Origin of the sequence: Dokdonella immobilis (genome assembly GCF_900115085.1) — a bacterium.
GTDB classification, from domain to species: domain Bacteria; phylum Pseudomonadota; class Gammaproteobacteria; order Xanthomonadales; family Rhodanobacteraceae; genus Dokdonella; species Dokdonella immobilis.
In genome coordinates this window covers 14,808-39,074 of record NZ_FOVF01000004.1, presented here as the reverse complement: position 1 = coordinate 39,074, position 24,267 = coordinate 14,808, and the positions used below count along the sequence as shown (strand labels likewise).

Below are 24,267 nucleotides of genomic sequence, written 5' to 3'. Positions count from 1 at the left end.
ATTGCGCCCATGGAAAAGCCTCTCGACCTTCTGCGCCACTACGTCCGATGGTATGACGATGCATTGCCGCGGGAGTTTTGCGAGGGCCTCGTCAAGGGCTTCGAGCAGATGCGCGATGCCCAGGAAGTCAACGGTCGCGGCGTTCGCGCCGGACTTGATGACAGCAAGTGGACCGAGCTGAACGTGAGCCGATACGCCGACGCCGGCATGAAGGCATTTTTCATGAGTCAGATCGACCACTATCTGGCCCGCTACAACGTGGACATCGGTGTCGGATTGCCCATACCGGGATCCAACCTGACCGCCGATCTGATCATCAAGCGCTACGCGGCCGGAGGCGAGGAAGGCTTTCAACCGCACTTCGACGCGATCTTCGATCGCTGCCATCGCTATCTCGTGTTCCTCTGGTACCTCAACGATGTGCAAGAGGGCGGGGAAACGCGCTTTACCGATCTCGACCTCAACGTACAGGCCCGTGCCGGTCGCCTGCTGATGTTCCCGCCGTACTGGATGTACCAACATGCGGGCATGCCGCCGCGGTCGAACGACAAATACATCCTGTCGACCTACCTGCTGTTCGCCAGGAATCCGGTCGTCGATTCCGCCGTCACGCGGCCCGAGGCATGAACCTCCTGGCCTACCGGGCAACGCCGCAATGAACTCGGCCCTCGAGCCTGCCGTCGCGAGAGCCATGGCGATCGATGCCGGTAGCTTCCTGCAGCAGATGGACCTGCTCCAGCGTCGTGCGCTCTTCGTCCGGATTTCGCAGTCCGATCTGCGTGCCGCGTCGTTTCTCGACGAACGACTGGGCCTGCAGGGGCGCGAAGGACTCTGGGTGCCGTTGCAGGGACTCAGCGAACTCGCCTCGGCGATCGGGCAGCCGACGGCGACAGCGGGGTGCATATTCCATATCGGTCACTGCGGTTCGACCCTGCTCAGCCGCCTGCTCGATCAGGATCCCGGCGTCCTCGGCTTGCGCGAGCCGATGGTGCTGCGGGAACTGGCGGCCGCGGAGCGCGAACTCGATACGCCGGTGGCACGGCTTGCGCGCGAGCGTTGGCGAAGCCTGTTCGCCGACAGCCTGGCCCTGCTCGGGCGTCCGTTTTCCGCAGGCCAGCAAATCGTCATCAAGGCCACGAGCAGCTGCAACAACCTGGTCGAACCGCTGCTGACGCTGGACGACCAAGTTCGAATCGTGTTGATGTACCTGCCGCTCGAAAGCTACCTGGCCACCCTGATGAAGGCTCCCGGCGGTGGACTCGATATTCTCAGTGGGGCGCCGGCGCGACTGCAATACCTGCACCATGCGCTGGCCGACGATTCGATTCGCCTGCATCACCTCGATGCCGCAGAAACCGTGGCTATGAGCTGGGTAGCCGAGCTCTTGCGGTTTCGGCAGATCGAAACGGCCACGGTAGCCGGACGGCGCATCCTGCTGCTCGATTTCGAGGAGCTGCTGGAGAACCCCGCCGCGCATCTCGACGCTGTCAGAACGCACCTCGGTCTCGACTCGACGCCGATCGACAACGCGGCCCTGATGCAGTCACCGGTGATGCGCGCCTATGCCAAGAGCCCGGGCCATGCCTATTCGCCGGCAGACCGGGCACACGACATCAATCTTTCGCGACGCAAGTTCGGCCGCGAGATCGCGGGAGGCATGCGCTGGGCCGAGAGCCTGCTCGCCACCCATTCACGCTGCGAATCCCTGCGAGCCCTGCTGCACTGAGACACGATGGCCCCCGCGAGCGCTCCGCGGGCCGATGCGATCGGCGTCGCGGTGCACTCGCATCGGAGTGTGCATCGGGCGGATCCCGTCTGGGCAGAAGGATCAGACGTCCGACCACATCCTGAACAGGTTGTTGCGCAGCGAGCCGAGTAACAGAAGCATGCGCATTTCCGCTTTGTCACCACGCGCCATTTCGATTGCCCGCGCTTCTTCAACCTGCTGCAGCAATTCGCGCTGCGCGACATCCGGAATGTAACTCTGGATCCAGGTGATGCCGACAAGGCGAACGCCGCGTGTGATCGGCGCGACCTGGTGGATCGTCGTAGAAGGGTAGAGCACGGCGTCGCCCGCCGGCAGCTTGATCGGCAAGACGTGCTGGCCCAGCGTAATCATGAGTTCTCCGCCGTCGTAGTCCTGAGGGTCACTCAGGAAGACCGTGCAGGACACATCCGAACGCATTGACGGCTGTGACGGAAACAGCGCTTCGTCCATGTGCCAGCCGTAACTCATGCCGGGCTCGTAGCGGGAGATCGTCGGATTAGCCATGCTTCGGGCATGCGCGGCATTGCGCAGTTCAGCGTGCCGGAACAGGGCATCGCGAAGCACCCTGCCTGGCTCGACCGCGGAAGGATCGTTCTGCGGGATCTGCTGGTTGCGCTTGGTCGGATGGTTGGGGTTGCTGATCCTGCCATCGACAAATTGGCTACTTTCCGCGATGGCGCGCAATCGCGCGAGTTCATCGGGCTTGAGGACGTTGCGCAGGTGGTGAATCATCGAGGATCGGTCCGGTCGAAGTGAGGCCGACATTATCGCATTGCGCGATCGCAGCGTTGAAACGGTTCCATCGGTCCGTGCCAGCATCTGTAACGGTTGGGAGCGAGTTCAACCTTCGATACGCTGAGGGCGAACGACTGCCGGGAAGTTGGCGTTCACCCTTCGACAGCCCGAGAGCCAATCGAAGGATCGACGCAATGCCGCAGGCATTGTCGAAGTCGCCCAGCGACTAGAAATGGGCGTCTTCGAAGCCTTCGTCCATCGGCGATTCGCCGCCCTCGGCGAGGCGGATCTTGAGGGCCAGGCCATCGCGCGAATCGGCCTTGGCCAGGGCCTCTTCGAGTTCGATGCGGCCATCCTTGTACAAGGCGTACAGGGCCTGATCGAACGTGCACATGCCTTCCTGCAGGCTGCGGTCCATGGCTTCCTTCATTTCATGGATCTGCCCGCGCCGGATCATGTCGCGGATCAGCGGCGTGTTCAGCAGCACCTCGACCGCCGGCAGGCGCCGTCCGTCCTTGCCCATGACCAGACGCTGGGAAATGACCGAGCGCAGGTTCAGCGCCAGGTTCATCAGGATGTTGCGGTGCGCGGATTCCGGGAAGAAGTTGAGGATGCGTTCGAGGGTCTGGTCGGCGTTGTTCGAGTGCAGGGTGGCCAGGCACAGGTGACCCGTTTCCGAGAATGAAATCGCCGCTTCCATGGTCTCCGCGTCCCGGATTTCGCCGATCAGGATGACATCCGGCGCCTCGCGCATCGCGTTCTTCAGGGCCTCGTGATAGCTGTGCGTATCGAGGCCGACCTCGCGCTGGTTGACCACTGACTTCTTGTGCCGGTACAGGTACTCGATCGGATCCTCGACGGTCAGGATATGGCCCGAGGTGTTGCTGTTGCGATGATCGATCATCGCCGCCAGCGTGGTCGACTTGCCCGAGCCGGTTGCGCCGACCACGAGGATCAGGCCGCGCGGCTCCATGATCAGGTCCTTGAACAACTGTGGCAGGCGCAATTGCTCGATGGTCGGGATCTCGCTCTTGATCGCGCGGATGACCATGCCGACTTCGCCGCGCTGCTTGAAGACGTTGATGCGGAAGCGGCCGGCATCCTTCACGGCGATCGCCATGTTCAGCTCAAGGTTCTTCTCGAACTGCGGAACCTGGCCCTCGTCCATCAGCGAGTAGGCGATCTTCTTCACCATGCCGCCGGGCAGTCCGGTGTTGCCGAGTGGATACAGCTTGCCCTCGACCTTGATGTTCACCGGGGCGCCGGTCGTCAGGAACATGTCCGACGCACCCTTTTCGGTCATCAGTTTGAGGAAATACCCGATATCCATCTGATCAATCCCCCTGGAACGTCACTCTGTATCCGCCAAGATCATTGCGAATGCCAGGCGGCCTTCCCACAATAGGAGAAAGCCCCGGGCGCAGAGAACACTTATGACACCAAGCGGTACGAAAATCCATGCTCCATTCGTCGTTTCAATGGCCTTGCTGCTGGCCGCCTGCGGTCCGACCAAGCCACCGCCGGATCTGCTCGGAGGCGCACAGCAGCGCCTTTCCAGCGCCCGCAGCGCCGGCGCGCCGACCTACGCCCCCATGGAACTGCGTTTTGCCGAGGAACGTCTCGACCAGGCCCGGGCCGCCATGGTCGATCGCGACTACACGCTGGCCGCCAACCTCGCCGAGGAATCCTCGGTCAACAGCGAATTGGCGGCGATCAAGGCCCGTCTCGGCAAGTTGCGCGAATCGGTGGATACGCTGAAGCAGGAGAATGCCGAAATCTCGCGTGTAATCGGTTCAACCGAGCCCACTGATGGCGGTGCGCCATGATGCGCTCGGGGTTGTTGGCCATGTTCATGGCACTGACCGTCCTGGCCAGCGGGTCTGCTCCTGCCGCCAGTCTCGATGTCGATCACGAGCGCCTGTCGCGCAGCCTGGCCCAGCTCGCGTCGGACGCGAAACTCGGTACCTATGCGGCCGCCGAGATCGCCCGGGCCCAAGCGGCCCTCGATGTGCTGAAGGAAAGCGGCCGCGGCAAGAAGCGTGCGCATCTGCTGTACCTGGCCGAGCGACGCGTCGACATCGCCTGGGCAACGGCCCAGGTCGCGGACTTCGAGAACCAGCTGGCCAATCTGAGGCAGGAACACAGCCGGCTGCAACTGGCCGCCGCGCGCAAGGAGGCCGAGCAGGCCCGGCGCGAACTCGACCAGCAGCGTCTGCTGGCGCAGATCCGTGCCGAGGAAGCCGAACGCGCCGCCGAGGAAGCGCGCCTGCAGGGCGAGCAGCAAACCGCTGCGGCGCGCGAGGAGGCCGAGCAGGCTCGGCGCCTGGCCGATGCGCAGGCCCAGGAGGCTGCCCTCGCGCGCAAGGAAGCCGAGCTGGCCGGCGCCGCCGCCGATGCCCTGCGCGCGCGCCTGAACAACCTGCGTGCAACACGGGGCGCTCAGGGCATGCAGATGACCCTCGACGACGTCGCTTTTGCCTCCGGACAGTCGAAACTGCTGCCGGAAGCGAAGGAGCCGCTGGCCAAGCTGGTCGAATTCGTGCGTCAGGAACCCGACAAGCAGATCCGCATCGAGGGACATACCGATTCCACGGGTAGCGCCAACGCCAACCAGGTGCTCTCCCAGCGGCGCGCCGAGGCGGTCCGCGATGCCCTGGTCGCTGCCGGCATAGACCCGGCCCGGATGACCGTGGTGGGCCTCGGAGCGGAGCGGCCCGTGGCTCCCAATGATACTGCCGAAGGGCGCGCCAGGAATCGCCGGGTTGATGTAATTCTTCAGGATAAACAATAAGTTAAGATTTTTCAGCGATTGCTGAAACTGTGCCTGAAAGCGGTTGCCAAGGCTCCGGCAAAGGAGTAGTTTCTAAATCCCATGCGACCCGGTGTTTCTCTGGAACCCGCATGGGATATGCCTAGCCCATGAGTTCAGCACAGAAGACCGTTCACCCAGCGCCGTCGGCTCAACAGGTCCGACACGCACGGTCGAGTGCCTGGCAGTGGCGCCCGCCCGTGTCGCAAGCTGGCAATCGCGACCCGAGTGCTGGACCCAAAGGCTCAGGCGGCCTGACTTCAGGCCATAGCGTGTCTGTTCCATCGTCCCTGCAACCCATGACGCGACGCCCACCCGGGTGTCGCGTCATGGTGTCTGCGTTTCCAACTCGAGAGGAGGCAGCCTGATGTTCGAAAACGCTGAACGTGAAGATCTGGAATCCTTGATGCATGGCAATACCGAGTTCCGCCAGCTGTATCACAAGCACCGGGAACTCGACGACAAGGTCCGCGACGCCGAACTGGGCGTACTGCCAATGGATGTAGTCACCCTGCATACCCTCAAGAAGCAGAAGCTGCTCGCGAAGGACAAGCTCACCCACATGTGGGAGCACCTGCACCACACCTCCGCCTCACACTGACTTTCTCCGCCCCGCGCGCCGCTGAGGCCCGCATGGGCCCTCGGCGCCGCGCGCCGGGCCTTCCCGCCCAAGCAAGATTCCCCGCTTTCCCGCAGACTTCCGCGTCGTTGCAGGAAACTGCTTCAGCCGCGATGCTCTTTCTCGCAACGTGCCCAAAAGCATCGCGCCTGAAGGCCTCTCCTACGAAGGGCACGATGTGCGGGCGAATGGGGATCTGGACTTCGATGGCGGCTGTCGCGTCACCGCTTCGTTGTTGCTTCAGCCGCGATGCTCCTTCCCGCACCGTGGCCAAAAGCGTCGCGCCTGAAGGCCTCTCCTACGAAGAGCGCGACAGGCGGCGCGGGTTTCGGTCACCGGTGCCGCGTCCCCGCTCCGTTGTAGGAAGCGGCTTCAGCCGCGATGCTCCTCATCGCATCGTGGCCAAAAACATCGCGCCCGAAGGCCTCTCCTACGAAGGGCACGATGCGCCGGCGAATGGGGATCTGGACTTCGATGGCGGCTGGCGCGTTACCGCTTCGTTGTCGCTTCAGCCGCGATGCTCCTTCCCGCATCGTGCCCAAAAAAATCGCGCCTGAAGGCGCTCCTACGAAGAGAGCGACAGGCGGCGCGGGTTTCGGTCACCGGTGCCGCGTCCCCGCTCCGTTGTAGGAAGCGGCTTCAGCCGCGATGCTCCTCATCGCATCGTGGCCAAAAACATCGCGCCCGAAGGCCTCTCCTACGGAGGGCACGATGTGCGGGCGAATGGGGATCTGGACTTCGATGGCGGCTGGCGCGTTACCGCTGCGTTGTTGCCTCCGCCGCGATGCTCTTCCCCGCGCCGTGTGAAAAGCATTGGATCCGCCATATCGACAAGGGACGGTCCAATCCACGCCCTGGGTTATCATTCCGCCCATTGTCCGAATTTGCGCGGAGCCCGCATGCCGATCCATCAAAGCGTCCTCGAACTGATCGGCAACACGCCGATCATCCAGGCCCAGCGCCTCGACACCGGTAGCTGCGAGCTGTTCTTCAAGCTCGAATGCAACAATCCGGGGGGGTCGATCAAGGATCGCATCGGCCTCAGCATGATCGACGCCGCCGAGCGCGACGGGCGCATCAAGCCCGGCGACACCCTGGTCGAGGGCACGGCCGGCAACACCGGCATCGGCCTGGCCCTGGTCGCCCAGCAGAAGGGTTACCGCCTGATCCTGGTCGTTCCGGACAAGATGAGCCGCGAGAAGATCTTCAACCTCAAGGCCATGGGCGCCGAAGTCATCCTGACCCGATCGGACGTGGCCAAGGGCCACCCGGACTACTACCAGGACCTGGCCGCACGGATCGCCAGCGAAACCCCGGGCGCCTATTTCATCAACCAGTTCGGCAATCCCGACAATCCGCTCGCACACAAGCAGACCACCGGCCCCGAAATCCTCGAGCAGATGGAGGGGCGCGTCGACGCGATCGTGTTCGGTTGCGGATCATCGGGCACGATGACCGGCCTGTCGCAGTACTTCGCCGAGCACTCGCCCGAGACCGCGTTCATCCTCGCCGATCCGGTCGGATCGATCCTTGCGGAATACATCAACGACGGCATCCTCTCGGACAAGTCGGCGAGCTGGATGGTCGAAGGTATCGGCGAGGACTTCCTGCCCGACATCAGCGATTTTTCGCGGGTGGAAAAGGCCTACGCCATTCCCGACAAGGAAAGCTTCCTGACCGCGCGCGAGCTGTTGTCAAAGGAAGGCATCCTCGGCGGCTCGTCGACCGGAACCCTGGTTGCGGCGGCCCTGAAATATTGCCGGGAACAGGTCGAACCCAAGCGTGTCGTCGTGTTCGTCTGCGATACCGGCAACAAGTACCTGTCGAAGATGTACAACGACTACTGGATGCTCGACAACGGCTTCCTCGAGCGTGAGCGCCACGGCGACCTGCGCGACCTGATCCTGCGCCCGTATTCGCAACGCGACACCGTGATCGTGTCGCCGAAAGACCTGCTGATCACCGCCTACAATCGCATGAAGCTCTACGACGTCTCGCAGCTGCCAGTGATGGAAGGCGACGCCATCGTCGGCATCCTCGACGAGTCCGACGTCCTCATGCACGTCTACGGCGACGAGACCAAGTTCCGTGACCCGGTATCGACCGCGATGATCAGCCGCCTCGAGAAACTTGACGTGACGGCGCCGATAGAAGCACTGCTCCCGGTTTTCGACGCGGGGCACGTGGCTATCGTGATGGACGGCGAGAAGTTCCTGGGCCTGATCACACGGATCGACCTGCTCAACTATCTGCGTCGGCGCGTTCAATAGTCCACCTTCACGCGTACGTCGAACACCGTTCTGTAGTACTTCCGGTTCACGGAGGGGGCGTGATGGTACCAACGGAAGCGGCACCTGGAGGTGTGCGGTATCCCTACAGACTGCTTCTTGGTCAAGAATCAGACGTTGACGGAGTTGTGCACCACGCCGACTATGTTCGGAGAAGCTCCATCAATCCAATCGATCTTGCCCGTGTGTTCATGTTGTCCGATAAACACTCGGCACGAGGTTCGACGAGTTCGATGTTGCGTGAAGTCGCGGTAGATGGAGTGACCCTGTTGCCTTGGCAAGGCAACGCCTTGAATTGAGATCACATCTCGCCGGACGCGGTACATGAGTCGAATGGGCCGCGGTTTCTTGTATCAAAGGCCTGTTTGAGGTTGTGACCGAGTCCATAGCGGTGCTTGCACGCGAAGGTCGAAGCATTTGATGATCGATTTGTGAGGAAGTCATGAACGAATGGAGAGACACATACAGGCTAAAGAAGCTCAGTGGAGAATTGCACCTTGACGTGCTGATTCAAGCAGGAAATCGCTAGGTTTCAGACAATTCAGTTTCCCTATTCGATCTTTATTCAGAACTCCTTTGAGCCCACATGAACCAGAAGCCAGGCAAACCAGGCATTTCCGCTGTCGCAACTCCAGACGATGTCTCGCTGGCGTATCAGCTCATTCTCGGGCGCATGCCAGACCCTTCAGGGCTATCCTATTTCGCTTCGCTTGCGAGATCTCAGAGTCTTGATGCACACGATATCGCGAAGCTACTGATCGGTTCGGAAGAGTTCAGGACAAAGGGCAACGGAACGCACGAGCCCATCGAGATCGAGCTTGATGGATACAGCATTTTCGTTCGAAAGTCCGATCGCGATATCGGTAGCGCCATTTCCAGAGGAGTTTCCTACGAACCCCATGTGACGGCATTGCTCCGGCGCGAGCTTCACGAGGGAAATACATTCCTTGATGTCGGAGCCAACATCGGCTATTTCACGATGCTGGGGGCCAAACTGGTTGGTGCGGCCGGGCGGGTAATCGCTGTCGAACCGATGGACAAGAATCTCCAGCTTATCTATCTGGGCATCAAGAAGAATGCCTTCGAGCATGTCCAGGTTATGCCGTTCGGCGCCTCGAAACAGAGCGGTATCGTTTCAATCGTTACAGATCCAAATACTTCCAATGCGCTGGTGCAAAGCGCGCCTAAGTCCTCATCACCATCGAATTTCGCGCCAGTTCAAAGTCTCGACTGGATGTGTCGAGATCTGGATGCGCTCGACTTCGTGAAAATGGACATCGAGGGACACGAGGTTTTTGCCTGGCAGGGCGCAGCGCGGCTATTCGCGAAACACAAACCAAGGATTGCTACCGAATTCCATCCGCACGCACTGAGGGCAAACTCGGGGCTGGACTACAACGACTACCTATCGATGATGTTCGAATACGCCGAGTGCGTTCAGGTGGTGGTCTCGCCGCAGGAGGTCATTCCGTGCACCGAACCAGGTCAGGTCATGGTGCAGTGGGAAAAGTCCGACCAACGACATGGAGCCAACGGGACATCGCATCTGGATCTGTTTTTGCGCCCACGTGGCTAGGGAGGGTCTGATCAGGCAGCAATGTCGTCATTGTTTTTAGAAGGTTTTCCACATGTGCCACGTGGCGATGTGAAGGCTGGTTGCCTTGACGAGGCGCGCGGTGCATGTGGAGAGCCTTCTCGCCCCCACCTTTTCAGCATCCAATCAATCTGCCAGGCGCGGTGACGACTTTGCTACCTGATCAGACCCTACCAAGGCGATCTGTCAGTCTGCTCGATTGGATGCCACATCCGCCCCAGCATGCGTCGTGGGTCATTCAGCCGGATGTTTGCCTTGGCCTCAGGACTGCGTCGAGTGGTATGGCCCGCAACAGGCAGGTCGGTGTCGGCTGATGTTCTCGCTTCTTGAGTTGCGACGGTCTGTCTGGCCCGCCGTTGTTCGCCATTGGCATTCAATCAAGGGAAGACTCTGGCCCAGGCCGCGACTGGCTCTCGACGCAAATTGATCTGATCGAGAGCGCGTGTTGACCGTTGAGCAACGTCTGGAGTCGGTTGTGCGTTCGATCAATGACTCGGGTGCCTGTCATGGAGTAGAGTAAATCCGATCAGGGTTCATTCGAGGTGGACATGCGGTGTCCATTGCAGATCGTCGGTATCGCTGTATTTCTGCTGGCTGGTTCCGCATCTGCTGCGGTGACGCTTACCTGTCCTACCAGGAGCAACCCTGGGGTTCCGAATGACCCGCCTTGCCAGGCAGGATTTCCGTCTGCCCTGGTTGAGCTCGGCAACGACCGCGTACTTTATTCAAGCCCGACTGTCGTTAACCTCGACGGCACCGGTGACCCCGAAATGGTGTTCGGTACCGAGGGTGGACGCGTTGTTGCGGTTCGCTCCAACGGTACCTTGATGTGGTCGTACGATACCGGGAGCGTTCCCATTGGCAGCAAGCCTGCCGTTGCGGATATCGATGGCGACGGCCAGCTGGAGGTCGTCGTGGGGGCCGGTTCGGGTGCCGTGAACGGGGGCGGGATCTACGTTCTCAGCGCGACAGGACAGTTGCAATGTTCCTTCACGGCCTTGAACCCGGTCCATCCACAGGGCATGTACAGCTCACCAGCCGTGGGCCACCTCGATCCAAGCATGCCGGACAAGATGCAGATTGCGGTCGCGAGCTTCGATTTCCGGTTTCGTGTGCTACGGCATGATTGCTCGGTTTGGTGGGAGCACGGCGTTCAAGAGTACGTAGTGGATACGATTTGGTCCTCTCCTTCGATCGTAGACCTGAATGGTGATGGCTCACTGGATATCGTCGTGGGTGCGGATAGCAACTTTCACCAGTTGCCGGGAATCACATTGCCCGACGGAGGGTTGCTCCGTGCAATGCGCGGAGACGGCTCGGGTGATCTTCCCGGATTCCCGCGAATGTACGACGATGTCATCTATTCATCTCCTGCTATTGGAGATATACGAGGAATTGGGGAAACGGCGATTTCGATAGGAAGCGGTCGATGCTGGGACCTTGCCAGTTGCGCTGTCGTTCACCCGGTGACGAAGCAGATGCTCGGCGTGCAGTCCAATGGACAGGATCTTCCGGGGTGGCCAGTCTCGACACCGGCTGAGGCTTCGCGTGTTGCGTCTCCCGCACTCGGCAAGTTTTCCGGGATCACCGGGCTCGTGTCGGTCGTGAATAACTTGCGCAATGATGATGTCAACGGCGTCGTGCACGCCATCAAGCCTGACGGCGCCGAACTACCGGGTTGGCCCCTGCAGCCCAGTATCCCTGCGGACTGCGCAGGAAATTCATTGCATTGGGGGACGCAAGGATCACCGGTCATCGCCAATTTGCTGGGGGACTCTGATCCCGAAATCATACTCAATGCAGCCAATGAGTTCGTTATCTGGAGCAGGGCAGGCGTGCAGCTGACTGCATCGACAGGATGCCCGATTCCCGCCGGGAAACTGTCGTTGTGGTCGGGAAGCGACGCATTCTTCAATACGCCGGCAGTTGCCGATATCGATCGGAACGGAAAGCTTGAGGTCATCGGTGCCGGTACCAACAGCAATGTCCCTGGTCACACGGGCTCTTACGTAACCGTCTATGCCTGGACCTTCAACTCAAGCATCGCAGATCCTCGTCTTGTCGATTGGCCCATGTTTCGCAGAGACGCGATCAATAGCGGGGTGTACCGCGCCGAAGTAATCTTTGCCAACGGGTTCGAGACCAGCCCCTGAGGCTACCGGTCGAAAACAGGCCGCAACAAACGGAACCTGCGGATCGGTACAATGGCTGCCGACAAGCGCTTGGGTGCGCTTGTAAGAACCTTTGTGTGACACCTCCCCTAATTCCCCGGAACGTCGAGAACATGGGCAAGTCCAGCAAAAATCAAGATCCGATGGGGCTTGGAACGCGAGCGATCCACGCCGGTCAGTCTCCCGATCCGTCGACCGGCGCCATCATGGTGCCGATCTATGCCACCTCGACCTATGTCCAGGAAAGCCCCGGCGTCCACAAGGGCTACGAGTATTCGCGATCGCAGAACCCGACACGCATGGCCTACGAGCGCTGTGTTGCCGATCTCGAAGGTGGGCGCCAGGGTTACGCCTTCGCGTCAGGTCTTGCCGCCGCAAGTACCGTACTCGATCTGCTGGACAGCGGCAGTCATGTCATCGCGATGGATGATCTGTATGGCGGCACCTACCGTCTCTTCGAGCGTGTAAGACGCCGTTCGGCGGGTCTCGACTTCACGTTCCTCGACCTAAACGATAGTCAGGCGCTGAAAGCAGCGCTCAAGCCGAATACCCGGATGATCTGGGCGGAGACGCCGACCAATCCGATGCTCAAGCTGGTCGATTTGGCCAAGGTCGGTGCCTTCGCGCGCAAGCACGGATTGATCCTCGTCGTCGACAACACCTTCTGTTCGCCGATGCTGCAGCGCCCACTCGAGTTCGGCGCGGACCTGGTGCTGCATTCGGCGACCAAGTACCTGAATGGCCATTCCGACATGGTTGGTGGAATCGTTGTTGCCGGCGAAAATGCAGAACTTGCGGAACAGATGGCCTTCCTGCAGAACTCGGTAGGTGCGGTGGCCAGTCCGTTCGATTCCTTCCTTGCCATGCGCGGCCTGAAGACCCTGCATTTGCGCATGCGCGCGCATTGTGAAAGTGCGCTGGCCATTGCCCAATGGCTGGCAAAGCATCCGGCCGTCGACCGGGTGATCTACCCGGGCCTGAAATCGCACCCGCAACATGCGCTCGCGAAGCGCCAGATGGACGGCTTCGGCGGCATCATCTCGATCGAAATCAAGGGGGGATTGCGCAAGGCGCGGCGAATGCTTGAACGTTGCAAGTTGTTTGCGCTCGCCGAATCGCTGGGTGGAGTGGAAAGCCTCATCGAGCACCCCGCAATCATGACGCATGCGTCTGTACCGCCAGCCAATCGCAAGCGCCTTGGCATAAGCGATGCGCTGATTCGTCTCTCGATAGGCGTAGAGGACCTTTCCGACCTGAAGTCCGAGCTCGAGATGGCGCTGGCGACGTAAAGTGCCTTGGTTTGCCACTCTGAAGCGAGTCGAGTCTTGGCGCATTGGTGTAGGCAACGAACTCCGGCAGATGCCCGCGAGCCAAGTGGCTGGCGCTCCCACAGGCATGCAGTAATTGTGCCCGTATCACCCGCGAAACTTTTGTAGGATGGATGGTAAACAACTTGCCTTCTGCCAAGGATGACCAAGTGAGCGAGGACAAGACGGGGGAGGCGATTGCAGTCGGCAGGTCGGTGAATTTTTCAGCGGCGATAGTTGCAATTGCCTTCCTGGGTTCAGTAGCCGGAATTCGGTTCGTAACTCTCGATGATCGATGGTATGCAGCCTGGGCCTGGCACAATACCTGGATACCCACAGCGCTGCAGATCGCTGCTGAGCAGGGGCGATTTCCAAAACTGACGTCGTTTCTGCAGTTTCTGCCTTATCTAACCGACAGCGCCGTTCTTCAGGGCGCACTGAGGCTGCTTACCATTCTGGGTGGCGCATGGATTGCGGGAAGATTGTTGGAGAAAGTGACCGACCGCCCTGGGTTGGCCGCGTCGTTCGTGATCCTCTTCTTCGCATTTGCCCAAAATAGCAATGAGCACAACCTGTTCGTCGCCTATCCATTTGCATGGGAATTCTCTTGGCTGTGCTGGATGATCGGTGTATTCGGGCTGATTGCTGCTATAGAGCGGGGTTCAATGGCCCTCGCCTGTTGGGGAGCAATAATATGGCTGACGGGCCTGCAGGAAGGATTTCTTCCTCAGACGGCGGTCCATCTCGTTGTTGCCTACACCTATTGGCGCCTAGGGAGGAAATCCTGGAATTTCCTGGTTCCGTATTTCCTTGGTTTGTCGATCTGGTTGGCGACTTGGCTACTTTGGCGGGCGTCTCACACTTCACTCTATGAAGGCTCCCAACTCGCCCTTGATGAGCCATTTTCTGTAATCCTGCGGACCACGGCAAACTACACGTTCGGCGGAGTGCCATTCGCGACATTTCTGTATGGCGGCGCGAGCCTTTCGATCGAGGTCATTCGCCAGAGTCTTGGCACCCTGTCGGTCATCAAGGCGGCGGCGGTGTTCTTCGGAGCCATAGGTGTTGCGAATTACGTGAGGCTCAGGAGTAGGCCAATTCCTTGGCGAAACTATTTGGGATTGAGTCTTGTACTGACCTTTCTTGCGTTTGCCCCCAACATGGTGATCGGTCTCACCCCAAAGTACCAGGAGTGGATGCGACTGGGGAGTCACGCATACCTATATAGTCACTTTTCCTATTATGCGTGGATCGCACTACTTTGCTTGTGGCTATCCGCCCTGTTCCTGAGGTTCAAATCCAGGTACTTCGCGATAATGACCGCATCGATACTCTCGTTGGGTTCAATTTTGACAGACGCATTGAATTTCAATGTGAACAGCGAGCAACGGCAGATGGGAAGACGCTGGGATTCAATGCTGGGGTTTTTCGAATCAGATCTATTCGAATCCTTGCCGAGGGATTCGAGTTTCTGGTTTCGCGACGCGAGCGTTTCCGGATCCGAGAAGGATGATGCGGTCTACTGGCAGTATGTCGCCAAGGCACGTACCGGAAAAGACGTTCACGTCACGAGTGATCTGCGGCTGGCACAATCCTCATCGGGAGGGGGCAGCTATCTATACCTGTACGACGAACCGCGATCCGAAAATCAATACGTGCTTGTTGCACCATTCCTGACAAATACGATGCTGGCTCCATCATCCTCGACAAGGGTATTTGGCTCGGGATTTGAGCCGATGTCGAATCCTTGGATCGTTAGTTCGAGACGTGTCTGGGTTTTCCCGAACTCCTTGAATCAGAAAGTTCACATCAGCGGAACGTTCGTATGCGAAGGTTCCGACTGCAGTTCTTCCATCAGTGTCGACGGGAAAGCTCTGCCGACCATCTTCAACAAGACATTCTCGGTATCGGCGACATCCGTGGTCGATGAGAATGGCGTGGAGGTCTTGGAGGTTGCGACTTCGCGGCCTTTCGATGTGACGTCAGTCTCCGTAGACTTTCCACGGACTCTCCCGCCGGCAGAGGCCCCTGTAGAGATTTCAATGGACGAACACATTGGTGATCAGGGCGGCGCCCAGTCCTATGACTGGACCCGAGCGGAATGCGATTCAACCCTTTGGCTCAAGAACCTGGACCGCGATCAGCAGCGCTTCGATATTGTCGGCAAAATTATTTCCAGCTATCCGCAATATGTTGAAATTGCCAGCGATGATGGCAATCAGAAGATGAGAGTGGGGCTGCCGGCCAATAGTCCGCAGGAATTTGTTTTTCCGTTCGTAGCGCACAGCGGGTTGTCGGCTCTGCATCTGCGTTGTGAGCCGATTGTTTCCACTGAAGGAGCCGCTGATTCTCGCGGTTCTCTCCGGCTTATGTCGGTTGGATTGCGCATGCGCGACGGCGGCATCGGAAATTGATGCCGCGCTCGGCTCTGGCTGGAGGCATGCTCCAGGAGGTCGGGTTGGCCAAATTTGCCGAACAGGACCGTTAAATTGCGTCTGACCAAGTAGCAATGCCGTCGCGACGCCTGCCTGCGTGCAAAGCGCGACGCGTCGATGCTGACAGACTGGCCGTCCTTCAAGTCGGCGCAACAAGGATCTGCGCTGAGCCAGGCGTCGCAAACTGATTGATTGGATGCTGGAAAGGTGGCGCCCAGAAGGCTGACGCCCATAAGGCTGGCCTCATGGATCGCGCGCCTCCTCTAGGCAGCCAGACTTCATTGGTCACGCGGCACATGTGGAAGGCCTTCTAGACGCCAGGACGACTTTGCTACTCGATCGGACCCTCCTTGATGCGACAGAGCCGGAGAACGCATCAGTGGGATTTGCCGATGCATTCACTCGACAAGGTTAGGACTGATAGACGTGCGCGTGTCGCCCGTGGTGTTTGCTTGGTGAAATAGTGATGCGACCTATGTGGAATGCATGACCCATCGCGACAGTACAAACGTTATAGGTATTGTCAGGCAGACGGCAAAGCCGAAGGCGAACCACTGTGGCACGTGGAAAATTTCCACGGCGAGGCGCAGAACAGCGAGGCTGACCAGGAATTGGACGGCGTAAATCAATGGAAAGCGAAATGCCGATCTCTTGCGCATCGGTTTTCGGAATACGAACGCGGCACTCATCAGATAGGCGATGACAATTCCAACGGCGTATCCAATTGCGTACGCAAATTCGTAGCGCATAAGCCCCAGCAGGGCAAGATAGATGGCGTACGCGACGAGTGTGTTGATACCTCCGACGATGAGGAATCGCAGAAACTCTCCGGCCAGCCGCCGATGCAGGGGCGCGCAGGGACTTTCGTCCTGGGCGCAGTCCCGAGCGCGCTTCCCGCTCATCGCCTGGCGTACGTGTCGCTGGCCGACCGCACCTGCGTCTTGATCTCTACGAGATACACCGGCTTGCGGTAAGCGGCTCCCATCAGGCGCCCGACGTACTCGCCGAGTACCCCAAGTATGAGCAACTGCACGCCGCAGGCGAACAGGATCACCGACATCAGCGAGGTGTAGCCTGGGTTGGTGATGCGGCCCGTGAAGTAACCGAACACGACGAACATCATGTAGGCGAAGCTGGCCAGGGCGAGGGCCGCGCCGCCGTAGCTGGCGATGCGCAAGGGTAGCTGTGAAAAGGTCACGAAGATGTTGACGGCGTGCGAGGCGAGCTTGCGCAGGGTGTAAGTACTCTCGCCGTGTTCGCGTTCGCCGTGCGGCACTTCGACCGTTGCAACCGAGGAGGTCATCCAGGACAGCATGCCGTCGATATAGGGTTTGCTCAATCGGAATCCGGCCAGTTGCCGGCCAAGCGAGGCGTGCATGGCGCGGAACGACGAATAGTCCTCGTTGAGGTCCGGGAACGCGCGCTTGAGGGTCCAGCGCATCAGCTCGGAACTCCAGTTGCGATAGGTGGCGTGCGTACGCCGGGGAAACTTGCCGTATACCAGCGGACATTCCTCGCTGCCCGCGGCAAGGAGGGACGGAATTGCCTCGGGCGGATGTTCGAGATCGTCGTCGAGGGTGACGATCCAGTCGCCGCGCGCATGCTCGATGCCGCAGATCGTCGCCGCGTGCTGGCCGAAATTGCGGCTCAGGCGCAGGCCTATGATTCTTTCGTCCTTGCGTGCCAGTTCGCGGATGATCGGCCAGGATTCCGTCTGACCGCGATCGTCGACGAGGATCAGTTCATGGCGCAGTCCGGCCTCTTGCATGCACTTCGCCAGGCGCGCATGCAATTCGGCCAGTGCCGAGGCGCCGCCATAGACGGGGACGACGACGGAGACCTGGATATCCGCGTTGTCGGGTTCGGGTTTCATCAAGCAGATTCCATGAGCCGTCGGGCCTTGCGGTTCAGCCGCGTCCCTTGTTTTGTTGATTGCCTTGTTGATGCCACGACCATGTCCGCTGCAGGCCTGTCGCCAGGTCGACCCGGGCCTTCCAGCCCAATTCGTCAGCGATACGTTGCGGACGCGGCGAGACGCGGGCGACATCGACGCCGCGTGCCGGCCTGAATGCCGTGCGGATGGGTTTGCCGCTCGCTTGGATGCAGGCTTCGACCAGCTGCAGGATCGATGCCGTGGCGCCACTGGCGACATTGTAGACGCGGAACGTCTCGGAGGCTTCCGCCTCGATCGCCAGGATGATGGCCTCGACCAGATCGTCGATGTAGCAGTAGTCACGAACGATCGATCCGTCGCCCCAGATTTCGAAGGTCTGGCCGTCGTTGGCCCGGTCGAACAGGGTCGGCACGATCGCGAAGCCCTTGGTCACGCGCTGACCGGGGCCATACAGGTTGCTGGGTCTCAGCGAAATGATCGACCAGTCGGTGGTGCAGGCGCAGGCGTGCAGCATTGCCTCGGCCGCCACCTTGCCGGCGCCGTAGTAGGAGCGCGGCCGCAGCGGGGTGGATTCGGTCGCCCGCTCGCCGGCGTCTCCGTAGATCGTTCCGCCGGAGGAGAGGTAGATGATCCGGCGCTCGGGAAATTCGCCGGCGCACTCGAGCAGCCGTGACAGCGGCAGCAGGTTGCCGAGCACCTCGAGTGCCGGGTCGCCGCTGGATGTCGCCGGCGTCGTGATGCTGGCTGCGTACACCACCGTCTGGCAACGGGCCAGGGCGTCGCGAATGAGCTGGCGATCCTCGATCGAGCCGCGCACATGGGTGACTTGCCCGTCGACGCCCGTGCGTTCCGCGCGTCCGAGGGCGTATACCGGCCGGCCCATCGTATCGAGTCGCCGGCAGAGTGCGCTGCCGATGAAGCCGGCCGAGCCCAGAACCAGAATCGGTTTTTCCGTTTCACTCATGCATCATTCCATGGTGTCGCCACGAGGATGGCCAGCGCATTGCCGTTTCACTGGCTGAATAGAGGAGGGGGGCGCGCCGCGTTCGCACGGGGACCGGCATCGCTTCACGCCTGCAACTCGGCCATCCTCGCATAGAGTTCGATCGATTGCGGATTGGCCAGCGCATCGATATTGGCCACAGCCCTGCCGTGGATGGCGTCGCGAATGGCGGTTTCGCTGGGTTTGCCGGTCAGGGTGCGCGGAATATCGTCGACCGCGATGATCTTTGCCGGTACATGGCGCGGGCTGGTGTTGGTGCGTATCTGCATCCTTATCCGGTCGCGCAGCGTCGCATCGAGGGCCAAGCCATTGCGCAGGCGGACGAACAGGATGATGCGTTCGTCGTCCTGCCAGCGCTGACCGACGGCCACGCACTCGAGGATCTCGGGAAGTTGCTCGACCTGCCGGTAGATTTCGGCCGTACCGATGCGCACGCCGCCGGGATTCAGGGTGGAGTCGGAGCGCCCCAGGATGATGATGCCGTCATGCTCGGTCAGCAGAGCCAGGTCGCCGTGACACCAGACACCGGGAAAGCGTGAGAAATAGGCATCGCGGTACCTTTCACCCTCGGCATCGTCCCAGAAGCCGATCGGCATGGACGGAAACGGGGCCATGCAGGCCAGTTCGCCAACCTGCCCGACGACCGGTTGGCCCGCTGAATCCAGGATCTCGACGTCCATGCCGAGGCCACGGCACTGCAGTTCGCCGCGGTACACCGGCATCAGCGGGTTGCCGAGTGCGAAACAGGAGATGATGTCGGTGCCGCCGGAGATCGAAGCCAGAAGCACATCGGCCTTGATGTCGCGATAGACATAGTCGTAACTTTCCGGCGCCAGCGCCGAGCCGGTCGAAAGGATCGTGCGCAGTGCGCTGAGCTTGTGCGACTTCGCCGGCACGAGGCCGGCCTTCTCGATGGTCGCGAGCCATCGCGCGCTGGTGCCGTACACGCTGATGCCGACCTCGTCCGCCAGGTCCCAGAGCACATTGCCATCCGGGTAGTTCGGCGAGCCGTCGTAGAGGACCAGGGTCGAGCCGATGGCGAGGCTGGAGACCATCCAGTTCCACATCATCCAGCCGCAGGTCGTGTAGAAGAAGAAGCGGTCCTCGCGCTTCAGGTCGGTGTGCAGCATCAGCTCCTTCAGGTGCTGGAGCAGGGTGCCGCCGGCGCCGTGCACGATGCATTTGGGCGCGCCGGTGGTGCCCGATGAATAAAGCACGTAGAGCGGATGGTCGAACGGAAACTGTTCGAAGCCCAGCGCCGGCTGCCCGTCCCCGGCGAAGTCAGCCCAGCTCACGGCCCCTTTGATCCGGGACAGGTCCACGGCATCCTGGCTGTAGGGAACGACAACGACGTGCTCGATGCTCGACACGCGCTCGACCATGGCGCCAACCTTCTCGAGGCAGTCGAAGCGCTTGCCGCCATAGGGATAGGCATCGGCGGTGAACAGGAGCCGGGGCTTGATCTGACCGATCCGGTCGACCACGCCGTCGATGCCGAAGTCCGGGGAACACGAAGACCAGATCGCGCCCAGCGAGGTGGTGGCGAGCATGGCGATGATGGTCTCGGGGATATTCGGCAGGAACCCGGCAACCCGATCGCCGGTGCCGACTCCAGCGCGCTTCAGGCCATCGGCGACGCGGGCGACTTCGACATGGAGTTCCGCATAAGTCAGTTGGCGGCGCTGGCCCCATTCGTTGCGGAAGACGATGGCAGTCCGCTCGTCCTTGTAGCGCAGCAGGTTCTGGGCAAAATTCAGGCGCACGCCCGGAAACCATTGCGCACCGGGCATCCTGTCGCCATCGACCAGGGCCGGTTCGAAACTGCCGCCAGCCCGGATTCCGCAGAACTCCCAGAACAGCGACCAGAACCGCGCCGGCTGGCGAATCGAGAAATCGTGCAACGGCGCGTAGCGGCGGATGTCGGAATTGCCGGTCTGCTCGCGCACGTAGCGCATGAAGCGGCTCAGGTTGGCGCGGTCGATGCGCTCCTCCCCGGGTTCCCAGATCGGCGTGTTCATGTCGTTTGCATTCCCTTCATGGATGGACTTCTCCATTGCCAGTCCCCGCCGCTAACTTAGCAGGATCATCGTGCCAATAAGCAATGTGGTGTCGTCATGCCTCCAGCGCTGCTGGATAAGGCCATCATCAGGGCGTCTCCGTCGGGGAGCAGGGTAGACGACCTTGGCGGCGGTTCGGCGTTGCCGCTCCGGCCAGAGCCAGGGAAATACCGCCGCAGGGTAGCGCGAGGAGATTCAGTGAAATGCGGAGTTTGCCAGCGTTGTCGCAGGATCCCATGCGCCGGGCGGAAGCTTCGCCATCGGCCCTCGCGGAAGCATGCTGAGGTCCATGGGATTGCAGTGCTCTTTGCAGCTTCCACCAGAACGCCAACTCGTCGTCGAAAATATGTGAATGGCAGCATTCTTGCTTGATCACGCGCAGGGGATTATGGTCCGCTTGCCGGCCGGATTGGCCAGGGCATGGACTGGATCGGGTAGGCAACGAAGCGGGCAGGCCAGATAGGGCGCGTCCGTACAAGGGGGATGAGCGTGGGTCTGCTTGACGATCTCGAAAACGAGGCGCAACGGCGCAAGGCCGAAGAGGACAGCGCCATTGCGCTCAAGGCGGCGCGTGAGACCGCCTATCGGACCACGCTCGAGCCCGCCATGGCCGACCTGCTCGCCTATCTGAACGAACTGGTTGCCAAGCTCAAGGTCCTGCAGCCGAAAATCCAGGTCAGGCATACCTTGCCAGGCTATGGCGACGTGATCGGCTATGTCGAGCACGAGTACGAGATCCACGAAAACCGGCATCCATCGTCGAAGGAAATCACCCTGTCGTATTTCTGCGGCGTTTCGACCTCCGAGTGCCCCACGGCGCAGATCGAGGGCGCCAACCGCGTGCGCGCGGTTTCGGCGCTTTTCCAGCGCCATCGGCTGGGCGCGCCACTGGCGCCGGCCAAGGATGCCTCGGGCGAAGTCGTTGCGGCCACCTTCAAGGCCAAGGGCCGCATTGCGCTCACGGCGGTCTTTTCCGCGGACACCGCAACCGGCCAGTTGCGCATGAGCTTCACCAATTTCGACGACCTGGCGACGGCCAGCAAGAGCGTTCCGCCCGAACAGGTGGGTGTGGCGCTGTATGACGAGATCGGTCGTTACCTGATGCGCGATCCGAACCAGCAGCTGATGCGCGAAACCCTGTCGGAGGATTATCGAAGCCAGCTGCGCGCGCGGGTCCAGCAGCAGGAGATCAAGCGACGCTGGGAATCCCGGATCACCGCGCGCCAGCAGGAGGAAATCGCGATGCTGAAACGCGAATATGGCATCGGTGCGCGCTTCAACAGGATCGGCGATGCCATGGGCAAGTTGCGCGGCCTGGTCGCACGTAAACCCTGAGTCCCCGCCGGGTTTCGGCAATCCGCACGGCGCAATGAAAAAACCCCGGCATGCCGGGGTTTTTCATTGCACGCCCGCGCCGTGATGACGCGGGCGTGGCGCTGGAGCGGGCGTCGCCGCCCGCCCATCGGATCGATCAGAGCAACGGCACCAGCAGCAGGGCGACGATGTTGATGATCTTGATCAGCGGATTGACGGCCGGTCCGGCCGTGTCCTTGTACGGGTCGCCGACGGTGTCGCCGGTGACCGCGGCCTTGTGCGCCTCGGAACCCTTGCCGCCGAAGTTGCCGTCCTCGATGTACTTCTTGGCGTTGTCCCAGGCGCCGCCGCCGGTGGTCATCGAGATCGCCACGAACAGGCCGGTCACGATCGTGCCGATCAGCAGGCCGCCGAGCGCCTGGGCACCGGCCATCGGGCCGCCGATCCAGCCGAAGCCGAAGCCGACGATGATCGGCACGAGCACCGGAAGCAGCGAGGGAACCATCATTTCCTTGATCGCCGATCGGGTCAGCAGGTCGACCGCACGCGAGTAGTCCGGCTTGGTCGTGCCTTCCATGATGCCCTTGATCTCGCGGAACTGGCGGCGGACTTCCTCGACCACCGAGCCGGCCGCGCGACCCACCGCTTCCATCGCCATCGCGCCGAACAGGTACGGAATCAGGCCGCCGATCAGCAGGCCGATGATCACGTAGTGGTTGGAGATGTCGAAGGTGTAGATGTTGTCCGGATGCTCGACGCCGAGCTTGTGCGTGTAGTCGGCGAACAGGACCAGTGCGGCCAGGCCGGCCGATCCGATCGCATAGCCCTTGGTCACGGCCTTGGTCGTGTTGCCGACCGCATCGAGCGGGTCGGTCACGGCGCGGACTTCGGAAGGCAGTTCGGCCATTTCGGCGATGCCGCCGGCGTTGTCGGTGATCGGGCCGTAGGCGTCGAGGGCCACGATCATGCCGGTCATCGACAGCATGGCCGTGGCGGCCACGGCGATGCCGTAGAGGCCGCCGAAGTTGTACGCGGCCCAGATCGCCGCGCAGACCGAGAGCACGGGCAGGGCGGTCGACTTCATCGAGATGCCGATGCCGGCGATGATGTTGGTCGCGTGGCCGGTCGTCGAGGCTTGGGCGACATGGCGCACCGGGCCGAATTCGGTCGCCGTGTAGTACTCGGTGATGACGACCATGGCGCCGGTCAGGATCAGGCCGATCAGGCCGCAATAGAAGATGCTGTTCGAGGAGATGCTGATGCCATTGCCGACATCGAGTCCGGTCGGGAACAACTGGTGGGTGACGAACCAGAATGCGATCGCCGAGAGCACCGCCGAGACGATCACGCCCTTGTACAGGGCATTCATGATCTTGCCGCCCGAGCTGGTCTTGACGAAGAAGGTGCCGATGATCGAGGCGATGATCGAGACGCCGCCGAGCACGATCGGATACAGCACCGCATTCGGGTTGCCGGCGAACATGACGCCGCCGAGCAGCATCGTCGCGATCAGGGTCACCGCGTAGGTTTCGAACAGGTCGGCGGCCATGCCGGCGCAATCGCCGACGTTGTCGCCGACATTGTCCGCGATCACCGCCGGATTGCGCGGATCGTCCTCGGGGATGCCGGCTTCGACCTTGCCGACCAGGTCGGCGCCGACGTCGGCGCCCTTGGTGAAGATGCCGCCACCGAGCCGGGCGAAGATCGAGATCAACGAGGAACCGAAGGCCAGGCCGATCAGGGCGTGCAGCGATTCCTCGGGCGAATGGCCCATGCGGCCGAGCAGTTCGAAGTAGCCGGCGACGCCGAGCAGGCCGAGGCCGACGACGAGCATGCCGGTGATCGCGCCGCCGCGGAAGGCCACCGCGAGGGCCGCGGCGATGCCGCTGCGCGCGGCCTCGGCGGTGCGCACGTTGGCGCGGACCGAGACGTTCATGCCGATATAGCCGGCCAGACCCGAGAGGATCGCACCGATCGCGAAGCCGATCGCGGTCAGCCAGTTCAGGGCGAAGCCGATCGCGACGAACAGGACGACGCCGACGATCGAGATCGTCATGTACTGGCGGTTCAGGTAGGCACGCGCGCCGAGCTGGATCGCCGCGGCGATTTCCTGCATGCGTTCGTTGCCCGCGGGCTTGGCCAGGATCCAGCGGATCGACCAGACGCCGTAAAGGATGGCCAGGACCGCACAGCCGAGTGAAAACAGTAAACCATGTTGCTGCAACATCTATCCCTCCCAGGGAGCAGGCAAGTCAAGGATTAACAGGAGACCC

Annotated in this window: 18 protein-coding genes; 11 read left to right on the top strand and 7 right to left on the bottom strand. The window is 61.1% G+C overall.

Annotated elements, in window-relative coordinates; all coding sequences use genetic code 11:
• Window positions 1-9 precede the first annotated feature (9 nt).
• Complete coding sequence (locus BM125_RS04290; RefSeq protein WP_092405264.1) at window positions 10-627, top strand: 2OG-Fe(II) oxygenase; 618 nt, start codon at window positions 10-12, stop codon at window positions 625-627.
• A 28-nt stretch (window positions 628-655) separates the two neighbouring features.
• Entirely contained in the window at window positions 656-1,726 is a 1,071-nt protein-coding gene (locus BM125_RS04285) for a hypothetical protein (protein ID WP_092405262.1), read from the top strand.
• Window positions 1,727-1,828: 102 nt separating this feature from the next.
• Here BM125_RS04285 and BM125_RS04280 read toward each other — a convergent pair whose 3' ends face one another.
• On the bottom strand, window positions 1,829-2,500 hold the full coding sequence (locus BM125_RS04280; protein WP_175497906.1) for a Fe2+-dependent dioxygenase: 672 nt from the start codon (window positions 2,498-2,500) through the stop codon (window positions 1,829-1,831).
• 229 nt (window positions 2,501-2,729) lie between these two features.
• Window positions 2,730-3,833, bottom strand: a complete 1,104-nt coding sequence (locus BM125_RS04275) for a PilT/PilU family type 4a pilus ATPase (RefSeq protein ID WP_092405258.1) — start codon at window positions 3,831-3,833, stop codon at window positions 2,730-2,732.
• A 103-nt stretch (window positions 3,834-3,936) separates the two neighbouring features.
• Here BM125_RS04275 and BM125_RS04270 point away from each other — a divergent pair, with 103 nt between their 5' ends.
• From BM125_RS04270 to BM125_RS04235, 8 genes are all read left to right on the top strand, one after another.
• A complete protein-coding gene (locus tag BM125_RS04270; RefSeq protein WP_092405256.1) occupies window positions 3,937-4,329 on the top strand; it encodes a DUF4398 domain-containing protein in 393 nt (130 codons plus the stop codon).
• A 26-nt stretch (window positions 4,330-4,355) separates the two neighbouring features.
• Window positions 4,356-5,294, top strand: a complete 939-nt coding sequence (locus BM125_RS04265) for an OmpA family protein (RefSeq protein ID WP_139224850.1) — start codon at window positions 4,356-4,358, stop codon at window positions 5,292-5,294.
• 385 nt (window positions 5,295-5,679) lie between these two features.
• Entirely contained in the window at window positions 5,680-5,913 is a 234-nt protein-coding gene (locus BM125_RS04260) for an HP1242/YdcH family protein (RefSeq protein ID WP_092405252.1), read from the top strand.
• A gap of 917 nt (window positions 5,914-6,830) precedes the next feature.
• Entirely contained in the window at window positions 6,831-8,201 is a 1,371-nt protein-coding gene (locus tag BM125_RS04255; RefSeq protein WP_092405250.1) for a pyridoxal-phosphate dependent enzyme, read from the top strand.
• A 604-nt stretch (window positions 8,202-8,805) separates the two neighbouring features.
• A complete protein-coding gene (locus tag BM125_RS04250) occupies window positions 8,806-9,795 on the top strand; it encodes an FkbM family methyltransferase (protein WP_092405248.1) in 990 nt (329 codons plus the stop codon).
• A gap of 578 nt (window positions 9,796-10,373) precedes the next feature.
• Window positions 10,374-11,966, top strand: a complete 1,593-nt coding sequence (locus tag BM125_RS04245) for an FG-GAP repeat domain-containing protein (RefSeq protein ID WP_175497905.1) — start codon at window positions 10,374-10,376, stop codon at window positions 11,964-11,966.
• 131 nt (window positions 11,967-12,097) lie between these two features.
• Window positions 12,098-13,273 carry a trans-sulfuration enzyme family protein gene (locus tag BM125_RS04240; protein WP_092405244.1) on the top strand — a complete coding sequence of 392 codons (1,176 nt, stop codon included), beginning with the start codon at window positions 12,098-12,100 and terminating at the stop codon, window positions 13,271-13,273.
• Window positions 13,274-13,461: 188 nt separating this feature from the next.
• Window positions 13,462-15,705 carry a hypothetical protein gene (locus BM125_RS04235; protein ID WP_139224848.1) on the top strand — a complete coding sequence of 748 codons (2,244 nt, stop codon included), beginning with the start codon at window positions 13,462-13,464 and terminating at the stop codon, window positions 15,703-15,705.
• Window positions 15,706-16,199: 494 nt separating this feature from the next.
• Here the strand turns inward: BM125_RS04235 and BM125_RS19685 are convergent, their stop codons facing one another.
• The 4 genes from BM125_RS19685 to BM125_RS04215 all read right to left on the bottom strand — a co-directional run bounded on the left by BM125_RS19685 (window position 16,200) and on the right by BM125_RS04215 (window position 20,641).
• Window positions 16,200-16,628 (bottom strand): GtrA family protein, encoded by a 429-nt coding sequence (locus tag BM125_RS19685; RefSeq protein WP_139224847.1) that lies wholly within the window; start codon window positions 16,626-16,628, stop codon window positions 16,200-16,202.
• The gene (locus tag BM125_RS04225) at window positions 16,625-17,599 is read right to left on the bottom strand and encodes a glycosyltransferase family 2 protein (protein WP_175497904.1); all 975 of its coding nucleotides are present in this window, start codon (window positions 17,597-17,599) and stop codon (window positions 16,625-16,627) included. The genes BM125_RS19685 and BM125_RS04225 overlap by 4 nt, the downstream gene beginning before the upstream one ends.
• A gap of 34 nt (window positions 17,600-17,633) precedes the next feature.
• Window positions 17,634-18,584, bottom strand: a complete 951-nt coding sequence (locus BM125_RS04220) for an NAD-dependent epimerase/dehydratase family protein (protein WP_092405238.1) — start codon at window positions 18,582-18,584, stop codon at window positions 17,634-17,636.
• A gap of 104 nt (window positions 18,585-18,688) precedes the next feature.
• Window positions 18,689-20,641: an acetoacetate--CoA ligase gene (locus BM125_RS04215; protein ID WP_092405572.1), complete on the bottom strand. Its 1,953-nt coding sequence runs from the start codon at window positions 20,639-20,641 to the stop codon at window positions 18,689-18,691.
• A gap of 528 nt (window positions 20,642-21,169) precedes the next feature.
• Here BM125_RS04215 and BM125_RS04210 point away from each other — a divergent pair.
• Window positions 21,170-22,015, top strand: a complete 846-nt coding sequence (locus tag BM125_RS04210) for a hypothetical protein (RefSeq protein WP_139224846.1) — start codon at window positions 21,170-21,172, stop codon at window positions 22,013-22,015.
• A 136-nt stretch (window positions 22,016-22,151) separates the two neighbouring features.
• On the opposite strand, the gene BM125_RS04205 is transcribed toward BM125_RS04210, so the two are convergent.
• On the bottom strand, window positions 22,152-24,221 hold the full coding sequence (locus BM125_RS04205) for a sodium-translocating pyrophosphatase (protein ID WP_092405234.1): 2,070 nt from the start codon (window positions 24,219-24,221) through the stop codon (window positions 22,152-22,154).
• Between the last annotated feature and the right edge of the window lie 46 nt (window positions 24,222-24,267).

Excerpts from the sequence above, each read along its gene's own strand:
- BM125_RS04275 (WP_092405258.1), bottom strand. The coding sequence starts at position 3,833 with ATGGATATCGGGTATTTCCTCAAACTGATGACCGAAAAGGGTGCGTCG.
- BM125_RS04260 (WP_092405252.1), top strand. The coding sequence starts at position 5,680 with ATGTTCGAAAACGCTGAACGTGAAGATCTGGAATCCTTGATGCATGGC.
- BM125_RS04215 (WP_092405572.1), bottom strand. The coding sequence starts at position 20,641 with ATGAACACGCCGATCTGGGAACCCGGGGAGGAGCGCATCGACCGCGCC.
- BM125_RS04205 (WP_092405234.1), bottom strand. The coding sequence starts at position 24,221 with ATGTTGCAGCAACATGGTTTACTGTTTTCACTCGGCTGTGCGGTCCTG.
- BM125_RS04220 (WP_092405238.1), bottom strand. The coding sequence starts at position 18,584 with ATGAGTGAAACGGAAAAACCGATTCTGGTTCTGGGCTCGGCCGGCTTC.
- BM125_RS19685 (WP_139224847.1), bottom strand. The coding sequence starts at position 16,628 with ATGAGCGGGAAGCGCGCTCGGGACTGCGCCCAGGACGAAAGTCCCTGC.
- BM125_RS04255 (WP_092405250.1), top strand. The coding sequence starts at position 6,831 with ATGCCGATCCATCAAAGCGTCCTCGAACTGATCGGCAACACGCCGATC.
- BM125_RS04280 (WP_175497906.1), bottom strand. The coding sequence starts at position 2,500 with ATGATTCACCACCTGCGCAACGTCCTCAAGCCCGATGAACTCGCGCGA.
- BM125_RS04290 (WP_092405264.1), top strand. The coding sequence starts at position 10 with ATGGAAAAGCCTCTCGACCTTCTGCGCCACTACGTCCGATGGTATGAC.
- BM125_RS04265 (WP_139224850.1), top strand. The coding sequence starts at position 4,356 with ATGGCACTGACCGTCCTGGCCAGCGGGTCTGCTCCTGCCGCCAGTCTC.
- BM125_RS04250 (WP_092405248.1), top strand. The coding sequence starts at position 8,806 with ATGAACCAGAAGCCAGGCAAACCAGGCATTTCCGCTGTCGCAACTCCA.
- BM125_RS04285 (WP_092405262.1), top strand. The coding sequence starts at position 656 with ATGAACTCGGCCCTCGAGCCTGCCGTCGCGAGAGCCATGGCGATCGAT.
- BM125_RS04225 (WP_175497904.1), bottom strand. The coding sequence starts at position 17,599 with ATGAAACCCGAACCCGACAACGCGGATATCCAGGTCTCCGTCGTCGTC.
- BM125_RS04270 (WP_092405256.1), top strand. The coding sequence starts at position 3,937 with ATGACACCAAGCGGTACGAAAATCCATGCTCCATTCGTCGTTTCAATG.
- BM125_RS04240 (WP_092405244.1), top strand. The coding sequence starts at position 12,098 with ATGGGCAAGTCCAGCAAAAATCAAGATCCGATGGGGCTTGGAACGCGA.